At 59.0% G+C, this 15572-nt stretch carries 12 protein-coding genes; 3 read left to right on the top strand and 9 right to left on the bottom strand.

All coding sequences use genetic code 11. The features are described 5' to 3' along the window. Window positions 1-80: 80 nt before the first annotated feature. The 7 genes from ACQY7U_RS06145 to ACQY7U_RS06115 form a co-directional block, all read right to left on the bottom strand. Entirely contained in the window at window positions 81-1226 is a 1146-nt protein-coding gene (locus ACQY7U_RS06145; RefSeq protein ID WP_428642896.1) for an ABC transporter permease, read from the bottom strand. After that, complete coding sequence (locus ACQY7U_RS06140) at window positions 1223-2092, bottom strand: ABC transporter permease (RefSeq protein ID WP_428642927.1); 870 nt, start codon at window positions 2090-2092, stop codon at window positions 1223-1225. The genes ACQY7U_RS06145 and ACQY7U_RS06140 overlap by 4 nt, the downstream gene beginning before the upstream one ends. Before the next feature lie 69 nt (window positions 2093-2161). Next, window positions 2162-2968: an ABC transporter ATP-binding protein gene (locus tag ACQY7U_RS06135; RefSeq protein ID WP_428642895.1), complete on the bottom strand. Its 807-nt coding sequence runs from the start codon at window positions 2966-2968 to the stop codon at window positions 2162-2164. A gap of 119 nt (window positions 2969-3087) precedes the next feature. After that, window positions 3088-4545: a dihydropyrimidinase gene (gene hydA, locus ACQY7U_RS06130; RefSeq protein WP_428642894.1), complete on the bottom strand. Its 1458-nt coding sequence runs from the start codon at window positions 4543-4545 to the stop codon at window positions 3088-3090. A gap of 67 nt (window positions 4546-4612) precedes the next feature. Continuing rightward, complete coding sequence (locus tag ACQY7U_RS06125; RefSeq protein WP_428642892.1) at window positions 4613-5383, bottom strand: endo alpha-1,4 polygalactosaminidase; 771 nt, start codon at window positions 5381-5383, stop codon at window positions 4613-4615. Between the two features lie 109 nt (window positions 5384-5492). Further along, window positions 5493-6749, bottom strand: coding sequence for a Zn-dependent hydrolase (locus ACQY7U_RS06120; protein ID WP_428642891.1), 1257 nt, complete (start codon window positions 6747-6749; stop codon window positions 5493-5495). Between the two features lie 36 nt (window positions 6750-6785). Next, window positions 6786-8132: an aspartate aminotransferase family protein gene (locus ACQY7U_RS06115; RefSeq protein WP_428642890.1), complete on the bottom strand. Its 1347-nt coding sequence runs from the start codon at window positions 8130-8132 to the stop codon at window positions 6786-6788. Window positions 8133-8602: 470 nt separating this feature from the next. On the opposite strand from ACQY7U_RS06115, the gene rutR reads away from it, so the two are divergent. From rutR to ACQY7U_RS06100, 3 genes are all read left to right on the top strand, one after another. After that, window positions 8603-9295 carry an HTH-type transcriptional regulator RutR gene (gene rutR, locus ACQY7U_RS06110; protein WP_428642889.1) on the top strand — a complete coding sequence of 231 codons (693 nt, stop codon included), beginning with the start codon at window positions 8603-8605 and terminating at the stop codon, window positions 9293-9295. Continuing rightward, on the top strand, window positions 9292-9753 hold the full coding sequence (arfB, locus tag ACQY7U_RS06105; protein ID WP_428642888.1) for an alternative ribosome rescue aminoacyl-tRNA hydrolase ArfB: 462 nt from the start codon (window positions 9292-9294) through the stop codon (window positions 9751-9753). Before rutR ends, arfB begins: the two co-directional genes overlap by 4 nt. Window positions 9754-10004: 251 nt before the next feature. Beyond that, the gene (locus tag ACQY7U_RS06100) at window positions 10005-11537 is read left to right on the top strand and encodes an efflux transporter outer membrane subunit (protein ID WP_428642887.1); all 1533 of its coding nucleotides are present in this window, start codon (window positions 10005-10007) and stop codon (window positions 11535-11537) included. Window positions 11538-11583: 46 nt separating this feature from the next. Here the strand turns inward: ACQY7U_RS06100 and ACQY7U_RS06095 are convergent, their stop codons facing one another. Then, window positions 11584-14622, bottom strand: coding sequence for an ATP-binding protein (locus ACQY7U_RS06095; protein ID WP_428642886.1), 3039 nt, complete (start codon window positions 14620-14622; stop codon window positions 11584-11586). After that, window positions 14616-15569, bottom strand: coding sequence for a response regulator (locus tag ACQY7U_RS06090; protein ID WP_428642885.1), 954 nt, complete (start codon window positions 15567-15569; stop codon window positions 14616-14618). The genes ACQY7U_RS06095 and ACQY7U_RS06090 overlap by 7 nt, the downstream gene beginning before the upstream one ends. Window positions 15570-15572 lie beyond the last annotated feature (3 nt).

Here is a 15572-nt window from a genome sequence, read left to right as displayed (position 1 = left end):
ATGTCAAAACCGGAGGCAGGGGGCACCGGATCCCGGAGTGTGCCTTTTGGCACATCCGGGATGACAAGTGGAGAGGATTTTCACCCTCTGACCGACGGATGCCAGAAGGTGACGGCCCGTTCCAGCAAGGCCACGAGGCCGTAGAAGAGCGAGCCGGCGAGCGCCGCGACGGCAATTTCCGCCCAGACCATGTCGACGTTCATGCGGCCGACTTCCGTCGAAATGCGGAAGCCCATGCCGACGATCGGCGTGCCGAAGAATTCCGCCACGATGGCGCCGATGAGTGCAAGCGTGGAGTTGATCTTGAGGGCGTTGAAGATAAAGGGCATTGCCATCGGCAGGCGCAGTTTCAAGAGGGTCTGCAGATAGCTGGAGGCGTAGGTCCGCATCAAGTCGCGCTGCATGGCATCGGAAGCGGCAAGGCCGGAAACCGTGTTCACCAGCATCGGGAAGAAAGTCATGATGATGACGACAGCCGCCTTGGAAGGCCAGTCAAAGCCGAACCACATGACCATGATCGGGGCGACGCCGATGATCGGCAGGGCGGAGACCAGATTGCCGATGGGCAGCAGGCCGCGCCGCAGGAACGGTACCCGGTCCACCAGGATCGCCACCAGAAAGGCGGACCCGCAGCCGATGACATAACCGGCGATGACGGCTTTCAGGAAGGTTTGGCGGAAATCTGCCCAGAGCGTCGGCAGCGATGTTGTCAGGCGCAGCCAGATTTCTGATGGGGCAGGCAGCAGGACTTTCGGAATACCGGCGCCGGTCACGACGACTTGCCAGAGAACCAGGAGGGTGACGCCGAAAAGGGCGGGAATGGCGAGGTTGATCAGTCTTGTGGTTCCAGGCGAGGTTCCGCGCCAGGATGCCAGGCGCTCCACGAAAAGCCAGGAAGCCGCCCATGTGGCGGCCGCCAATGCCCAGAACCCGAGCGCCGCCTCGCCCACATGGTTCGAGACGGTTCCAAGCAGCAGCCAGGCGGCGATTGCCGTCACAAGGCCAAGGATCAGATCGCCGACCTTGTTGCGCATGAAGCCAAGTTCATAGCGCACCCCGGCGATCGCCAGGATGACGAGGCAGAGCGCCAGCCGGGGAACTTCCATGATGCCGAGATCCGGTGTGAAAATGGTGCTGAAAAGACCCACGAGGACCATCGCGACGATGAACCAGGCGAGAAGTGCCGGCATGTCCAGGCGGCGGTTGCTTGCTGCCGTCGTACTCATCGAGCCATTCCCATGCGTTTCAAGGTGATTTTCTCCAAAACCCCGATAAGGGCCACAAGCGATCCGGCAAGGAAGGCCGCCATCAGAAGGGCGGACCAGATCTGGACGGTCTGGCCATAGTAGGAACCGGCCAACAGCCGCGCACCGAGGCCGGCAACGGCTCCCGTCGGCAGTTCCCCGACAATGGCTCCGACCAGAGAGGCGGCCATGCCGATCTTCATGGATGTGAAGAGAAAGGGAACGGCATAGGGCAGGCGCAGTTTCCAGAAGGCCTGATTACGTGTTGCCGAATAGGTGTGCATCAGATCCATGTGAATCACTTCCGGAGACCGCAGGCCTTTCACCATGCCGACCGCGACCGGGAAGAAGGACAGGTATGTCGAAATCATCGCCTTCGGCAGAAGCCCGGAAATGCCGACGGCGTTGAGCACCACGATGATCATCGGGGCAATCGCCAGGATCGGGATTGTCTGGGAGGAAATGATCCAGGGCATCAGAGATTTGTCCAAAACCCTGGAGTGCACGATGCCGATGGCGAGCAGAATGCCCAGCAGCGTGCCGATCACGAACCCCAGCAGCGTCGAGGAAAGCGTGATACCGGTGTGGTAGACGAGGGAACGCTTGGACGTGATCTTCTTGTTCACCGTCGTGTTCCACATCTCCACGATCACCTGATGCGGAGCGGGGAGGACGGGGCGTTCCTGGGCGAGTGTATCGGTGATCAACTGGGAGACGGATACGTCCGACTGACCGGCCCGCTCGTAGAGTTCGTTCTGGAATTTCGTGTTGAGCGCAATCGCGGACAGATACCAGATCGCGATAATCGCCAGCACGACCACGGTCACAGGCCCGACCGTTCCGGACATGAGTCCGGCAAACGGGTTTGTGCTGCGGGAGGAGGGAAGGGTTGCGTCGGTCATTATCGAGAACCTTCCTCAATCCTCATAGGAATGCCCGGCCTTGAGGCCTTCGCGCACGCGGTGGGCGATTTTCAGGAATTCCGGGGTTTCGCGGATATCGAGCCTGCGGTCACGCGGCAAGTCGCTTTCGATGACGTCGTAAATTCGACCCGGGCGCGGACAGAGCACCACGATCTTGGTCGACAGGAACACGGCTTCCGGGATGGAGTGGGTGACGAAGACAACGGTCTTGTTGGTCTTGGCCCAGAGCTGCAGGAGCTGTTCGTTGAGATGGTCGCGGACGATTTCGTCGAGCGCGCCGAACGGTTCATCCATCAGGAGGAGGTGAGGCTCGACGGCGAGGGCGCGGGCAATGGAGGCGCGCTGCTGCATGCCGCCGGAAAGCTGCCAAGGATATTTCTTTTCAAAACCGGTGAGGTTCACCAGTTCCATGTTCCTGGTGATACGTTCTTGCTGTTCGGCCCCGGAGAGCCCCATGATTTCCAGGGGAAGGGCGATGTTCTTGGCGATGGTTCGCCATGGATAGAGCGCTGCTGCCTGGAAGACGTAGCCGTATGCCCTGTTAAGGCGCGCTTCTTCCGGCGTAACGCCATTGACCGTGATCGACCCGGCCGTTGGCTTTTCCAGATCCGCGATAACCCGGAGCAGGGTTGTCTTGCCGCAGCCGGAGGGTCCAATGAAGGAAACGAAGTCGCCTTCTTCAATCTTCAGGTCGATATCGGAGAGCGCATGCACCGGACCATCGTTGGTCTCGAAGGTCAGGGAAAGATTCTCGATATCGATTACCCGGTTCGGGCTGGCGCTTTGTATGTTATCCACCATTTCGGTGTCCTTTGCGCTGGCAAGAGCAGTCATCAAGTTCCTCGCTATACGAGTCGGGGCTGGTTCGACAGTTTCACCGGATCATTCCCCTCCCTGGAAGAGGGAGGGGAGTTTGTATCCTATACGCCGCTGGCCGGAATGCCCGTGCGTTCCACCTTACGCGGTGCAGTGAGTTCCTTCCACGTGCTGAGCGCCTTGTTGACCGCCTGGAACGGCTTGCGGGCGACGAACTCGCCGTGGCCCTGTTGGTGGTGAACCGTGCCGTCTTCCACCGCGACGCGGCCACGGGTGAGCGTGTATCGCGGCAGGCCCTTGACCTTCTTGCCCTCGAACACGTTGTAGTCGATGGCCGACTGCTGGCTGGAGGCGGAAATGGTCTTTTCCTTTTCCGGGTCCCAGACAACGATATCGGCATCTGCACCAACCAGAATTGCTCCTTTTTTCGGATAGATATTGAGGATCTTTGCAATATTGGTTGAAGTAACGGCAACGAATTCGTTCGGTGTCAGGCGGCCCGTGTTGACGCCATGGGTCCACAGCATCGGCATGCGATCCTCCAGTCCCCCGGTGCCGTTCGGGATCTGGGTGAAGTCGCCGATGCCGGTGCGCTTCTGTTCGGTAGTGAAGGCGCAGTGGTCGGTCGCGACAACCTGCAGGGAGCCGGAGGCAAGACCTGCCCAGAGGCTGTCCTGGTGCTTCTTGTCGCGGAACGGAGGTGACATCACCCGGCGGGCGGCGTGATCCCAGTCAGCGTTCCTGTATTCGCTGTCGTCCAGCGTCAGATGCTGGATCAGCGGCTCGCCATAGGCGCGGATGCCGTTCTGCCGGGCGCGGCGGATGGCTTCATGAGCCTGCTCCGACGACGTGTGCACGATATAGACCGGCACGCCGGCCATGTCGGCGATCATGATGGCCCGGTTGGTGGCTTCGCCTTCCACTTCCGGCGGACGGGAGTAGGCATGCGCTTCCGGCCCGTTGTTGCCTTCGGCAAGCAGCTTCTGCTGCAACGTGGCCACGACGTCGCCGTTTTCGGCATGAACCAGCGGCAGGGCGCCGAGTTCCGCGCAGCGGGAGAAGGAGGCGAACATCTCGTCATCGTTCACCATCAGCGCGCCCTTGTAGGCCATGAAATGCTTGAAGGTGTTGATGCCCTTTTCCTGCACGACCTTCTGCATGTCGTCGAAGACCTGCTCACCCCACCAGGTGATCGCCATGTGGAAGGAATAGTCGCAATGGGCCATCGTCGACTTGTTGTCCCACATCTGCAGGGCTTCCAGCAGCGACTGGCCGGGCGAGGGCAGGGCAAAGTCGACGACCATGGTGGTGCCGCCGGCAAGGGCCGCGCGCGTGCCGCTGTCGAAGTTGTCGGAGGAGAAGGTGCCCATGAAGGGCATTTCCAGGTGAGTGTGCGGGTCGATGCCGCCCGGCATCAGGTAACAGCCGGTCGCATCCAGCGTTTCGTCGCCGGAAAGGTTCGGGCCGATCTCGACGATCCGGCCGCCTTCGATCTTCACATCGGCTTCGTAGGTCAGGTCGGCGGTAACGACCGTGCCACCCTTGATCACTTTGCTGGCCATTGTTGGTCCCCTCTTTGTTTGCGTCTCTTTGACCGGTGCCCGGCACCGGCATGTCTGTGTGACCCTATCACGGGCACCAAAGGGCCGGGGCTGTCAGCTCCCGGTCCTTCAGGATCATCGAAATTCCGTATTTTTTTCCGATCTCGCAGGCCTTGCTGAAATGGATCGGCCGGTCGGTATATTCTGCATCGAATACCGGCTTTCCGGCTTCGGTATAGGCGATGTAGGACTTGCAGCTCCGGTCCTGGTAACAGCTTTCCGCGATGGCGAAGTCGAAGGTATCAACCAGTTCTTCCGTCAACTCGGGTACGTTCTTCTGGCCGACCTTGAGTCCAAGGCCATGAGCCGTTGCCGCCAGCAGGCGGACATAGGCGATCGTGTGCACCACCGTTACAGGAAAACCGCTGTCGTTGTCGTGCACATCCATGTTGTCAGGTTCAACGGCGTCAAACCCCATGGCCTTGCAGCTCTCGAAGCGGGCCTTCATCAGCGGCAGCAGAATGTCGAAGCGCCGGACATCGAGAAACTTCTCGTCCGGCCAATCGCCATAGGTCTTGCCGATGACTTCAGCCGGAAACGCCTTCCGGTCCGCTGCCGTTCTCTCCAGTGTACCGATGCTGACGTAGCAGATCGTCTTGATGCCCGTTGTTTTGAGGGTGGCAAGATCCTCTGACGTGACCAGGTCCGGATGTAGGTCGATGACTTTGACCGAGCGGTTGAGATCGGCGGGCTCGGTAAGCTGCCAGTCCCAACTGTCGCCGACGGAAAAGGCGTGGGCCGCCGTCGGTGCGGTGAGCAAACCGCCGGCCAGTGCCATCACCTTTCCGTTCAAGTTCATCGTTCCTGCAGTTCCCTGGTGTGAAGTCCCGGCTCAGGGCCGGGACGGCATAGAGTTTGTTACTTCGCCGTCCCGGACCCGATCCGGGACCAATTGCAAAAAGTACTCGCTACTCCACGATCCCCGCCGTCTCCACGACGGCGTGAAACAGGACGTCCACGCCGGCCTTGGCCCAGTCCTTTGAGATCTCTTCCGCCTCGTTGTGGGAAAGGCCGTCGACGCAGGGGCACATGATCATGGCCGTCGGGGCGACCTTGTTGATCCAGCAGGCATCGTGACCGGCACCGGAAATGATGTTCTGGTGGGAGTAGCCGAGGCGTTCGGCGGCATTGCGAACGGCTTCGACGCAACCATGATCGAATTCGACCGGATCGAAACCGCCGACCTTTTCGAATTCGACCTGCAGTCCCATGTCGTCGCAGATCTTCTGTGCCTCGATCCTCAACCGGTCCTCCATGTCCTTGATGACGGCGATGTCCGGAGAGCGGAAATCGATCGTAAAGACCGCCTTGCCGGGGATCACGTTGCGCGAGTTCGGAAAGACCTCGATGTGACCGGCGGCACCGACCGCGTGCGGGGCGTGGGACCAGGCGATCTCGTCGACCTTCTCCAGGATGCGCGCCATGCCGAGGCCGGCATTCTTGCGCATCGGCATCGGCGTGGAGCCGGTGTGGCTTTCCTTGCCGGTCACCGTCACCTGTGTCCAGGAAAGACCCTGGCCATGGGTGACGACGCCGATGTCCTTGCCTTCAGCTTCCAGGATCGGTCCCTGTTCAATGTGGAGCTCGAACATGGCGTGCATCTTGTCCTTGCGGGCGCCGACTTCCTCGTCGCCAACCCAGCCGATGCGCTTCAGTTCGTCGCCGAATTTCTTGCCGTCATGGTCTTCGCGGTCGTAGGCCCAGTCCTGTTCATGCACGCCGGCAAAAACGCCGGAGGCGAGCATGGCGGGGGCGAAACGCGTGCCTTCCTCGTTGGTCCAGTTGGTGACCACGATCGGACGTTTTGTCTTGATGCCGAGGTCGTTCATGGTGCGCACGACTTCCAGGCCACCGAGTACGCCAAGAACGCCGTCGTATTTGCCGCCGGTCGGCTGGGTGTCGAGGTGAGAGCCGACATAGACGGGCAGTGCGTCCGGGTCGGTGCCCGGACGTGTCATGAACATGTTGCCCATGGTGTCTAGCCCCATGGTCATGCCGGCTTCTTCGCACCATTTCTGGAAGAGCTTGCGGCCTTCACCGTCTTCGTCGGTGACGGTCTGACGGTTGTTGCCGCCGGCGATGCCTGGACCGATCTTGGCCATTTCCATCAGACTGTCCCAAAGACGGTCCGCGTTGATCCTGAGGTTTTCGCCCGGAGCTGCCATGTGCTTTCTCCTGTAAAATCGTTCTATTTCAGATAATTAGTCTATTGTGTTCAAGACGGTTCTGAGCTTTTCAAAGAGCTCGTCTATCTGGGCCTTGGAGATGATGAGCGGTGGTGACAGGGCGATGATGTCGCCGGTGGTGCGGATCAGGAGACCGTCGTCATAGGCCTTCAGGAACGCGGAGAACGCGCGTTTGGTCGGCTCGCCCGCAATCCCTTCCAGTTCGATCGCACCGATCAGCCCGAGGTTGCGGATGTCGATGACATGCGGACAGTCTTTAAGCGCATGCAGGCCGTCTTCCCAGTGCTGCGCAACGTCGGCGGCACGGGTCATGAGGCCTTCCTCGTCATAGGTGTCGAGGGTTGCGAGCGCCGCAGCGCAGGCAATCGGGTGGGCCGAGTAGGTATAGCCGTGGAACAACTCGATCATGTGTTCCGGACCGGTCATGAAGGCATTGTAGATGTCGGACGTGCAGAACACGGCGCCCATCGGCACTACGCCCGAGGTCAGGCCCTTGGCGGTTGTGACGAGATCCGGAGTGACACCGAAGAAGTCTGTCGCAAAGGGCGAACCGAGACGGCCAAAGCCGGTGATGACTTCGTCGAAGATCAGGAGAATTCCGTTCTGGGTGCAGATCTCGCGCAGGCGTTCCAGATAGCCTTTCGGCGGAATGAGAACGCCGGTGGAGCCGGCAACCGGTTCGACGATTACAGCTGCGATCGTGGACGGATCGTGCAACTGGATGATGCGGATCAGGTCTTCGGCATATTCGGCACCGTTTTCCGGCACACCGCGCGAAAAGGCATTGCGCTCCGGGTCGTGGGTGTGGCGCATGTGATCGACACCGGTCAGCATGGTGCCGAAGGTGCGCCGATTGGCAACAATGCCGCCGACGGAGATGCCACCGAAGCCGACCCCATGATAACCGCGCTCGCGGCCGATCAGGCGGGTGCGGGTGCCCTGGCCGATTGCGCGCTGATAGGCGAGCGCGATTTTCAATGCCGTGTCGACGCTTTCCGAACCGGAATTGGTGAAGAAGACATGGTCCAGCGGGGAGGGCATCATGGCGGCCAGACGAGCGGCCAGTTCGAACGCCTTGGGATGACCCATCTGGAACGCAGGGGCGTAATCCAGTTCGGCGACCTGTTTTTGAACCGCTTCGACTATTCTGGGTCGGGAGTGACCGGCGTTGCAGCACCACAGGCCCGCCGTTCCGTCAAGGATCTGACGCCCGTCCGCGGTCTGGTAGTGCATGTCCTTGGCAGACACGAACATGCGCGGCGCCTGCTTGAACTGGCGGTTGGCCGTAAACGGCATCCAGAAGGCTTCGAGATTGTTGGTGGCAGCCTGGCCCGATGCTGCTGATGACGCCGTTGCTGACATACGTCCTCCTCGCGGCCCGTCGTCACTCAGGGCCGGCTGTTGGCAATTCACGAGAAGAGGCATGGCTGCTTGTCCGCCGGTTAAAGGCAGATCTGCCAGCTTTGGTCCTCTCCCCAAACTGTTCCCGTAACACCTTGAACGGGCTTTTGCCTCTTTTCAAAGTGCGAATGTCTCTGGTTGGCCCCAGGGCCGTTTCCGGTTTGTCACCGGTATATGTTTCATGATGATCACAACCGGGCGATCCATCAAGAGTTCCCCATTGCGGGGCCCAATGCGATCGTCTAGCCTTCTGACCATCTGGTCAATTTACCCTAGGAGGGATTTGACCAAATGGTCAAGATGCAAATCCGGTCGATATGGCTAATTTCTGGTCATTCCATTGCGCTTGACGAAACCAGAGGCGAAAAACGGCTGGAATCAAGCCGAAATTGCCCTCGGGAACTGTTACGAGAGGCGGCCTGCGGGCCGGGATGGACTTATTGATGACAGGTTTCAGCGGTCAGACGACTGCGGGGTCAAAGGCGGGTGGCCTCAGCAGAATTCAGGAAAAAAATCGGTCTCTGATTCTTGATGCCGCCTTGGGTGAATTTTCCCAGAAGGGTTTTTCCGGTGCGACGGTGGAGCGGATTGCAGCTGAAGCCGGCATGTCGAAGTCGAACCTGCTCTATTATTTTTCGTCCAAGGAAGCGATCTACAACGCGACGCTGGCCCATATTCTGGAAGTCTGGCTGGCGCCCCTGAAGACGCTTGATCCGGCGGGTGAGCCTGCGCATGAACTGGCGGATTACATCCGGCAGAAGATTGATATGTCCGCAAGGTTCCCGGAGGCTTCGCGCCTGTTCGCGAACGAGGTGATGCAGGGCGCGCCACAAATCCTGCCTATCTTGCAGACCGACCTGAAGCGGCTGGTGGAGGAAAAGAGCCAGGTGATCGAGGACTGGATCGCCGCCGGCAAGATGAAGCGCGTCGATCCCGTCCATCTGATTTTCACGATTTGGGCAACCACCCAGCATTACGCCGATTTTTCCGTTCAGATAAAGGCGCTGACAGGAAAGGATCTCAGCGATCCTGACTTTCACAAGGCAACCGTGCAATCCGTAACGGCATTGATCCTGAATGGTGTCGGCCTTGAATGGGAGCCGGAGGAAGAAGCGGCAACATGACGGACGATCCGTCAGAAGGCAAAAGCAACGCCCGGATTCCGGTGACAGACAGAATTTTCATTCTGAGGGACGACCTTTCGGAGGATTTCATCAGGGCGTCCGGGCCGGGCGGGCAGAACGTCAACAAGGTTTCTACCGCCGTTCAGCTTCGTTTCAATCTGGCGGGAAACACGACCCTGCCTCAGGACGTCAAGGCGCGCGCTGCCAGGCTTGCCGGCAGCCGCTTGACACTGAGCGGCGAAATCATTCTGCAGGCCGATCGACATCGGACGCGGGAGCGCAACCGGGACGACGCGCTGCAACGGCTTCTGGAGCTGCTGCGGAAAGCGACAGAAAAACCCAAGCCCCGCAAGGCAACCAAGCCGACACTCGGCTCGAAGCGCCGCAGGCTGGATTCGAAAAAGCAACGGGGTCAGATCAAGAAGCTCCGGGGCCGCGGCGGACGGCACGACGACTGACCGACGGACCAGGCCCTCCTTAAACCGGTGCTGGTGCAGGGCACCAGCCCCGGTGCGGGACGGCGTGAGGGTGCGGCAAGAGCCGGAACATGCCTTCCGTAAAAGGAGGCATGGTAAAAAATGCCTATGTCTCTGTAATTCATGTTTAATTTTAAATTAATGGCCGCCGTTTATGGATAACAGATACTTAAATCTGGTCGGATTTTGGGATGTTGCCCAGGGCGTTCTTGAAATGTTTTGCCGGACTTGCCGTGGGGGGCGCCCTTCTGGCCGGTTGTAACAGTGTCTCGACGCCGCCACCGGAAATCGCTCTGCCTCTTGCCTATTCTTCCGCAAAAGGATCCTCACATGGTGACCTGCCGTCGCAGTCCCGCTGGTGGCTGACTTTTGGCGATGCGCAGCTAAATGGGTTGATCGATCGTGGACTCAGCACGAATTTGGATATCCGGCAAGCCTATCAGCGGCTTGCGGCCGCGAATGCGTCCTTACGACGTGCCGGGGCGGACGCCCGTCCCCAGTTGTCGGTGGAGGGAGGGTACTCCGGCTACGGCAGCCATGCTGCCGGAAGTCATGACCTTGGAACGCGCGGGACCGGATCGCTGACGTTCAATCTGGGGATCGATCTTTTCGGCCGTTATGCAAACGAACGGAAGGCGGCTGCGGCCAGGCAGGCCGCGGCGGCTGCCAATGTGCAAGTCGTCCGGCTCGCCTATCTGGCGGATCTGACGGCAAGTTACATCGACCTGCAATATTTCCGGCAGGCATTGTTCGTCGCGAACCAGAACATCGCTTCATATCGCAAGACCCTCGAACTGACGCGCGACATGAGGACAGCCGGGATTGCCACCAATCTTGATGTGGCGCAGGCCCAGGCGCTGGTGGATGCGGCCAGGGCGGAACTTCCCCTCTTTTACAAAGGGGCCGATGCGGCAGCTCACCGGATCGCGACCCTGCTGGACCAGCCGGCAACAGGTTTTGTCAATTCGCTGTCGAAGAAACGTCATCAGCCACAACCATCGGGCAAGGCTTCGGTCCTGACCGCAGGCGTGCCGGCAGACCTTCTGCGCAACCGGCCCGATGTCCGGCGGGAGGAATTCTTGCTCACAGCCGCCGCGGCGGAAATCGGCGTAGCGCAGGCGCAACTTTATCCTGCATTGTCGCTTACCGGAAACATCGATGCCTCGACCATACTCGCGACAGGAAACCCCGTAAGCGCGGCTGTCTGGGCATTCGGTCCCTCGTTGCTGGCGCCGATCCTTGACGGAGGCAGGCTCAGGGCAAATGTCGACATCGCCAAGGCGGACACGCGCGGGCAGTATCTTGTCTGGCGGCAATCGGTTTTGAAGGCGGTCGAAGAGGTGGAAACAGCCCTTGCCGCGGTCAGGCGCAGTCAGCAACAGGTGCAGGCTTACCGGCAAGTCGTGAGTTCCTATGCGAAGGCAAGCAAGCTCGCCCGTGAAAGCTATCGCGGTGGAACGGGTATCATTCTCGATGTGCTCGCGTCGGAAAGATCACTCTCCGAAGGGCGATTGGCTCTCGCTGATAGCCTTCGGCAACTTGGCAAGGATTACGTCAGTCTGCAGGTTGCCATCGGGGGCGGGGCCGCGGTGACCGGAGCCCTGGAGAGCTTGACGACAGGAAGTACCGGCCACATTGCCGTGTCGTCACCCGTCAAGCTCCCCGCTTTGCCTGCCAGGGACGCCAAAGCGGCAGATAAACCGGTTCAGGCGAAAAAGGAAAGCGGTCAGGCCATCGCGCCGCTCCGCCTGAAACGGGCAGGTTGACTGCAATCGGACGAAACTCCGCCACCTGATGGTTCGAGACCGGCTCCTAAGAAACTGCGGAAACCGGTTCTTCGTCATTTCGGGGCGTTTCGCACATCAAGCGGTCGATTTGCGTCAAGGTTGCCGTGCAGACGTCGTTCATCTTGTCGAGCTGTGCTTTCAGTTCTTCCGGCGATCCCTTTTCATCGCTTCTGAGACGCCGCTCCATGGCTTCGGCAAGCGTGGCAAGCCCGGTGGCTCCAAGAATATTGCTTGAACTCTTGAGCGTATGCGCGGGCAGGACACCTTCGTCCAGACGACCGCTGTCAATGGCCTCTTCAAGCGCGGCGAGGTAGTTGCGCGTATCGGCACGGTAGAAAGAAACAAGCGTGTCGAATTTCTTCATGGACCGGCGGGTTCGCTGGAAAACGTGCAGATCCATCAGCGGCCCCCGGTCCTTACCGTCCTGCGCCTCGATTCCCGCAGATGGCGCTGCATCTTGTGAGGCACTGTTTTCCGCAGTCGTTTGCTCCTCGACAGCCGTCAATGGCGTGGTTGCCGGAAGTCTAAGAACGTCAGCGGTTTTTCGCAGCTTTGTCTTGGGCGCAAGGCAGGCCCTGAACTCCGGATTTTCCAGCAATCTTTCAAACATCTGGCGGATCGCGTCGTCTTGCATCGGCTTTGCCAGGAAGTCGTCCATGCCGGCGGAGATACATTTTTCACGATCGCCCTTCAGCGCGTTTGCTGTGATCGCGACAATCGGACACCTGGAAGTGGTGCCTTCCGCCATCATCTTGCGCATGCGGCGCGTGGCCTCGTACCCGTCCATAACCGGCATCTGGCAATCCATCAGCACGATGTCGTACGGTTTGGTTTCAATCCTCGCCAGAGCCTTCTGCCCGTCGTTGACTGTGTCGATGACAAATCCGTAGTCGCTGAACATTTCTTCCACGACAAGCAGGTTGACCTGATTGTCGTCGATCGCCAGCATCCGGCACCCGGCAAATGCGTTGTGGAGCGGGTTGGCGGTAGCTGAAGGTTCTATCAGCGTTACGTTCCTGTCTTCGCCAGAAATCAATTCGACCACCGTTTCCGCAAGACGCAAGGGGAGGAAGGGCTTGATGATCGCGCGGTCGAAGTGAGCGTAATTCTTGCTGAGTTGCTTGTCGCCGACAACAACGGACGATATCGACGCGCCAAAATGCTTCTTGAGTGCCTGCCAGTCGTCAATTGCACGCTGGACGTCGTGTTCTTCGTCGAACATCACTACCCGGAACGGCCCGTTTGCGTCAGCATCTTCAAACACCTGCTTAAGCGTGTTTTCGTCATAATCAAAAACGGTCACTTCAAGTCCCAGTGGAGCGAATGCCGCCCGGAGCAGGCGCTCGTTCGTAGCTGAAGTGGTCAGTACGGCAATGCGGTCGTTGCCCTCGTAGGGAATGAAAGCTGTATCGCCGCTTTCGATCGGCAGACGGAGAATGAATGTCGAACCGATGCCGCGGGTGCTTTGCACGAGAATGTTTCCGCCCATAGCCTTGGCAATCAGGTTGCTGATGGACAAGCCCAGTCCGGTGCCGCCGAACTTGCGCGACATGCTGGAATTGGCCTGAACGAACCGTTGAAAGAGCTTGTCGATTTCCTTCTGCTCCATGCCTATGCCGGTGTCCTTTACATCGACAAGAAGCCAGCCGTTCGCCGGGGAGGGGCAGGTGTCCGAATAAACGAACCTTGCCGAAAGGATCACCTCGCCCTTGGTGGTGAATTTGATCGCGTTCGACAGAAGGTTGCCAATCACCTGGCGCAGGCGCATCGGATCGAGTTCGGTATATTCGGGAACTGAATGATCCACGTTGACATGCAGGTCGATCTGCTTCTTGCGGGCATTCGGATAGTAGAAGCTTGCGATCTCGAGCAGTTGGGTGTGCAGGTTGATGCGCTCTGGCGATATGTCCATCTTGCCGCTTTCCAGCTTGGACATGTCCAGGACGTCGTTGAGAATCCCGAGCAACATGGAGCCCGACGACATGATCTGGCGCGTGTAACGTTTTTGAACAGGCGTCAGTTCGGAACGGTTCAGGACCTCCGCAAGGCCGAGGATGCCGTTCAAGGGCGTCCGGATTTCATGGCTCATGGTCGCCAGGAATTCGGATTTGACATTGTTGGCGCGCACGGCCTCCTTCATCGCCCTGACCTGCTCCTGGCGAAGCTTGCGGGCCGATCGCCTGACATGAGCGAGAAATACGCTCGTGACGAAGATGAGGAGTGCGAAGCCCAGCACGAAGTACAGATGAACCAGCATGTTGCCGTCGTATTCCCGGACCGAAAAGCCGAGCGATGCATTGGAGCTGAGAGGGATCGAGAAAGTTTCTGTGTCACCTTTCAGGAAAAGTGGAACGATGTCGTCACGCCTTCTGTTCTTGACGTCAAACGTGGTTGCGTTCAGGGAGTACCTTATTTCCTCTATGCTGGTATGCTTCAGCTTCTTTTCGGCGGCCCTGATAGCTGCGTTCAGATCCATGACCGCGTACGTGATCAGATGGCGTTCCGTGTTTTCCCTGCTCAGTCTCAGGCCCCATTCCCTGCTGACCGGAACGGCCTGTGCAACGACGATGTATTCCTTGTGAAGGTTCCGAAAGAGTTCCGGGAAGTCGGACTTGGCAAACAGGAGGAGGTTGCCCGGTTCGGAGGCAAGCCTTCCCACAAACCGGGCGTAGGAATGGGCCTCGGCTCCAAAGGCGATTTCCGATGCAAGCAGCGAATGTCGTGATTGCAAGTCGTCGCTGAAGAGGTGCCCGATGTCTTTGATGAATGGCGGAATCTTTCGGTATTTTCCGAAATCCTGTTCGGCTTCCCGTTCTTCTTCAGAGAGCAGTTTTACCGTCAGGTCCTTGACGCCGATGACGACTGCCGAAACGTCGGAATTGACTGATTGCAGGAAACCGGACAGGTCGCTTTGGTAGTGTTTTCTGTTTTCGTCGATAATGCTCGACGCAAGAGCGATTTCCAGCAAAACGGCAACGCAAAATACCAGGCATATCGCCGCGAGATGCGGATTTCTCTTCAAATGGCGGATCAGGTTCCGTGTGCGATGGACTGGTCTTACCATTTGTAGCTCTTTTCCGTCAGGCAGGCGGCGGTGACCTTGTTGCCGGTTTCGCTGTAGACGAGTTTGTCGAAGACGAAGGCCCTGGCGCGCACGATACCGCGTCCGCTCTGTCCGAGCGCGCGAGAGGGATCGGCTGCCAGGTAGGGACGCCAATTGAACCCGGGGCCATTGTCTTCCACCGTCAGGACGAGGCCGTTTGTCCGCCGAAGCATTGTGGCCTCGACACGGCCGGACGCATATTCGGGAAGACTTGCGCGGTCCCTCAGGGCCTTGTCCCATGTCCCTTCCGCAAGAAGGCGGGCCTTTTCATTGAAGCCGAAACGCAGGACACCGTGTTCGACGGCATTCTGAAGCAGTTCGAAAATACCCTGGATGATCTTTTCGGGGTGCCGGTGGATGCTGGCCAGCAGGCTCGCAACCGGTTCCACTTCATCCGGCCTGCGTAACGACATTTTCAGCACGTCAATGTTTTCGAAGGCGATTTGGTGATTGTCGAGCCTGTTCTTTACGGCCTTTCGGCGGGCAGATTCCCGAACGGCGGAAATGAGCACCGATCTGACGAGGTCGCGTTGCGCCGGTTTGGTTATATAGTAGAAGGCACCAGCCTCCAGACCGGCACTGATGTCTCCGGTCTCGGTCGCGCCGGTCAGCAGGATGACTGGAAGGTCTGCCGTGTCGGGATCGGCCTTGATGCGCCGGGTCAGTGCAAGGCCGTCCATGACCGGCATCATCCGGTCCGTGATGATCACGTCGGCACGGGCCGGGTTTTCGCGGATCAGGGTATAGGCTTCGGCGCCGTTTTCCGCCAGTTCGACCGCATATCCCAGCCTCTCCAGTTCTGATTCCAGAACAGTTGCCGCCACACGGTCGTCTTCAACCAGAAGAACCCGTTTTCTCTCAGCGCATTCCCGGGGAATGTTCATGCCTGTAATTGGTTGGAAAGTCATGGC

The organism is Roseibium sp. (assembly GCF_050301095.1).
In the GTDB taxonomy this organism is placed as follows: domain Bacteria; phylum Pseudomonadota; class Alphaproteobacteria; order Rhizobiales; family Stappiaceae; genus Roseibium.
Note: the sequence above shows the minus strand (reverse complement) of the source record. Positions and strands in the feature narration are given on the sequence as shown.

Bases quoted from the DNA above. Each gene is read 5' to 3' on its own strand.
- hydA (WP_428642894.1), bottom strand. From the start codon at position 4,545: ATGGCCAGCAAAGTGATCAAGGGTGGCACGGTCGTTACCGCCGACCTG.
- ACQY7U_RS06145 (WP_428642896.1), bottom strand. From the start codon at position 1,226: ATGAGTACGACGGCAGCAAGCAACCGCCGCCTGGACATGCCGGCACTT.
- ACQY7U_RS06090 (WP_428642885.1), bottom strand. From the start codon at position 15,569: ATGACTTTCCAACCAATTACAGGCATGAACATTCCCCGGGAATGCGCT.
- ACQY7U_RS06135 (WP_428642895.1), bottom strand. From the start codon at position 2,968: ATGGTGGATAACATACAAAGCGCCAGCCCGAACCGGGTAATCGATATC.
- rutR (WP_428642889.1), top strand. From the start codon at position 8,603: ATGGACTTATTGATGACAGGTTTCAGCGGTCAGACGACTGCGGGGTCA.
- arfB (WP_428642888.1), top strand. From the start codon at position 9,292: ATGACGGACGATCCGTCAGAAGGCAAAAGCAACGCCCGGATTCCGGTG.
- ACQY7U_RS06115 (WP_428642890.1), bottom strand. From the start codon at position 8,132: ATGTCAGCAACGGCGTCATCAGCAGCATCGGGCCAGGCTGCCACCAAC.
- ACQY7U_RS06125 (WP_428642892.1), bottom strand. From the start codon at position 5,383: ATGAACTTGAACGGAAAGGTGATGGCACTGGCCGGCGGTTTGCTCACC.
- ACQY7U_RS06140 (WP_428642927.1), bottom strand. From the start codon at position 2,092: ATGTCCGGAACGGTCGGGCCTGTGACCGTGGTCGTGCTGGCGATTATC.
- ACQY7U_RS06120 (WP_428642891.1), bottom strand. From the start codon at position 6,749: ATGGCAGCTCCGGGCGAAAACCTCAGGATCAACGCGGACCGTCTTTGG.
- ACQY7U_RS06095 (WP_428642886.1), bottom strand. From the start codon at position 14,622: ATGGTAAGACCAGTCCATCGCACACGGAACCTGATCCGCCATTTGAAG.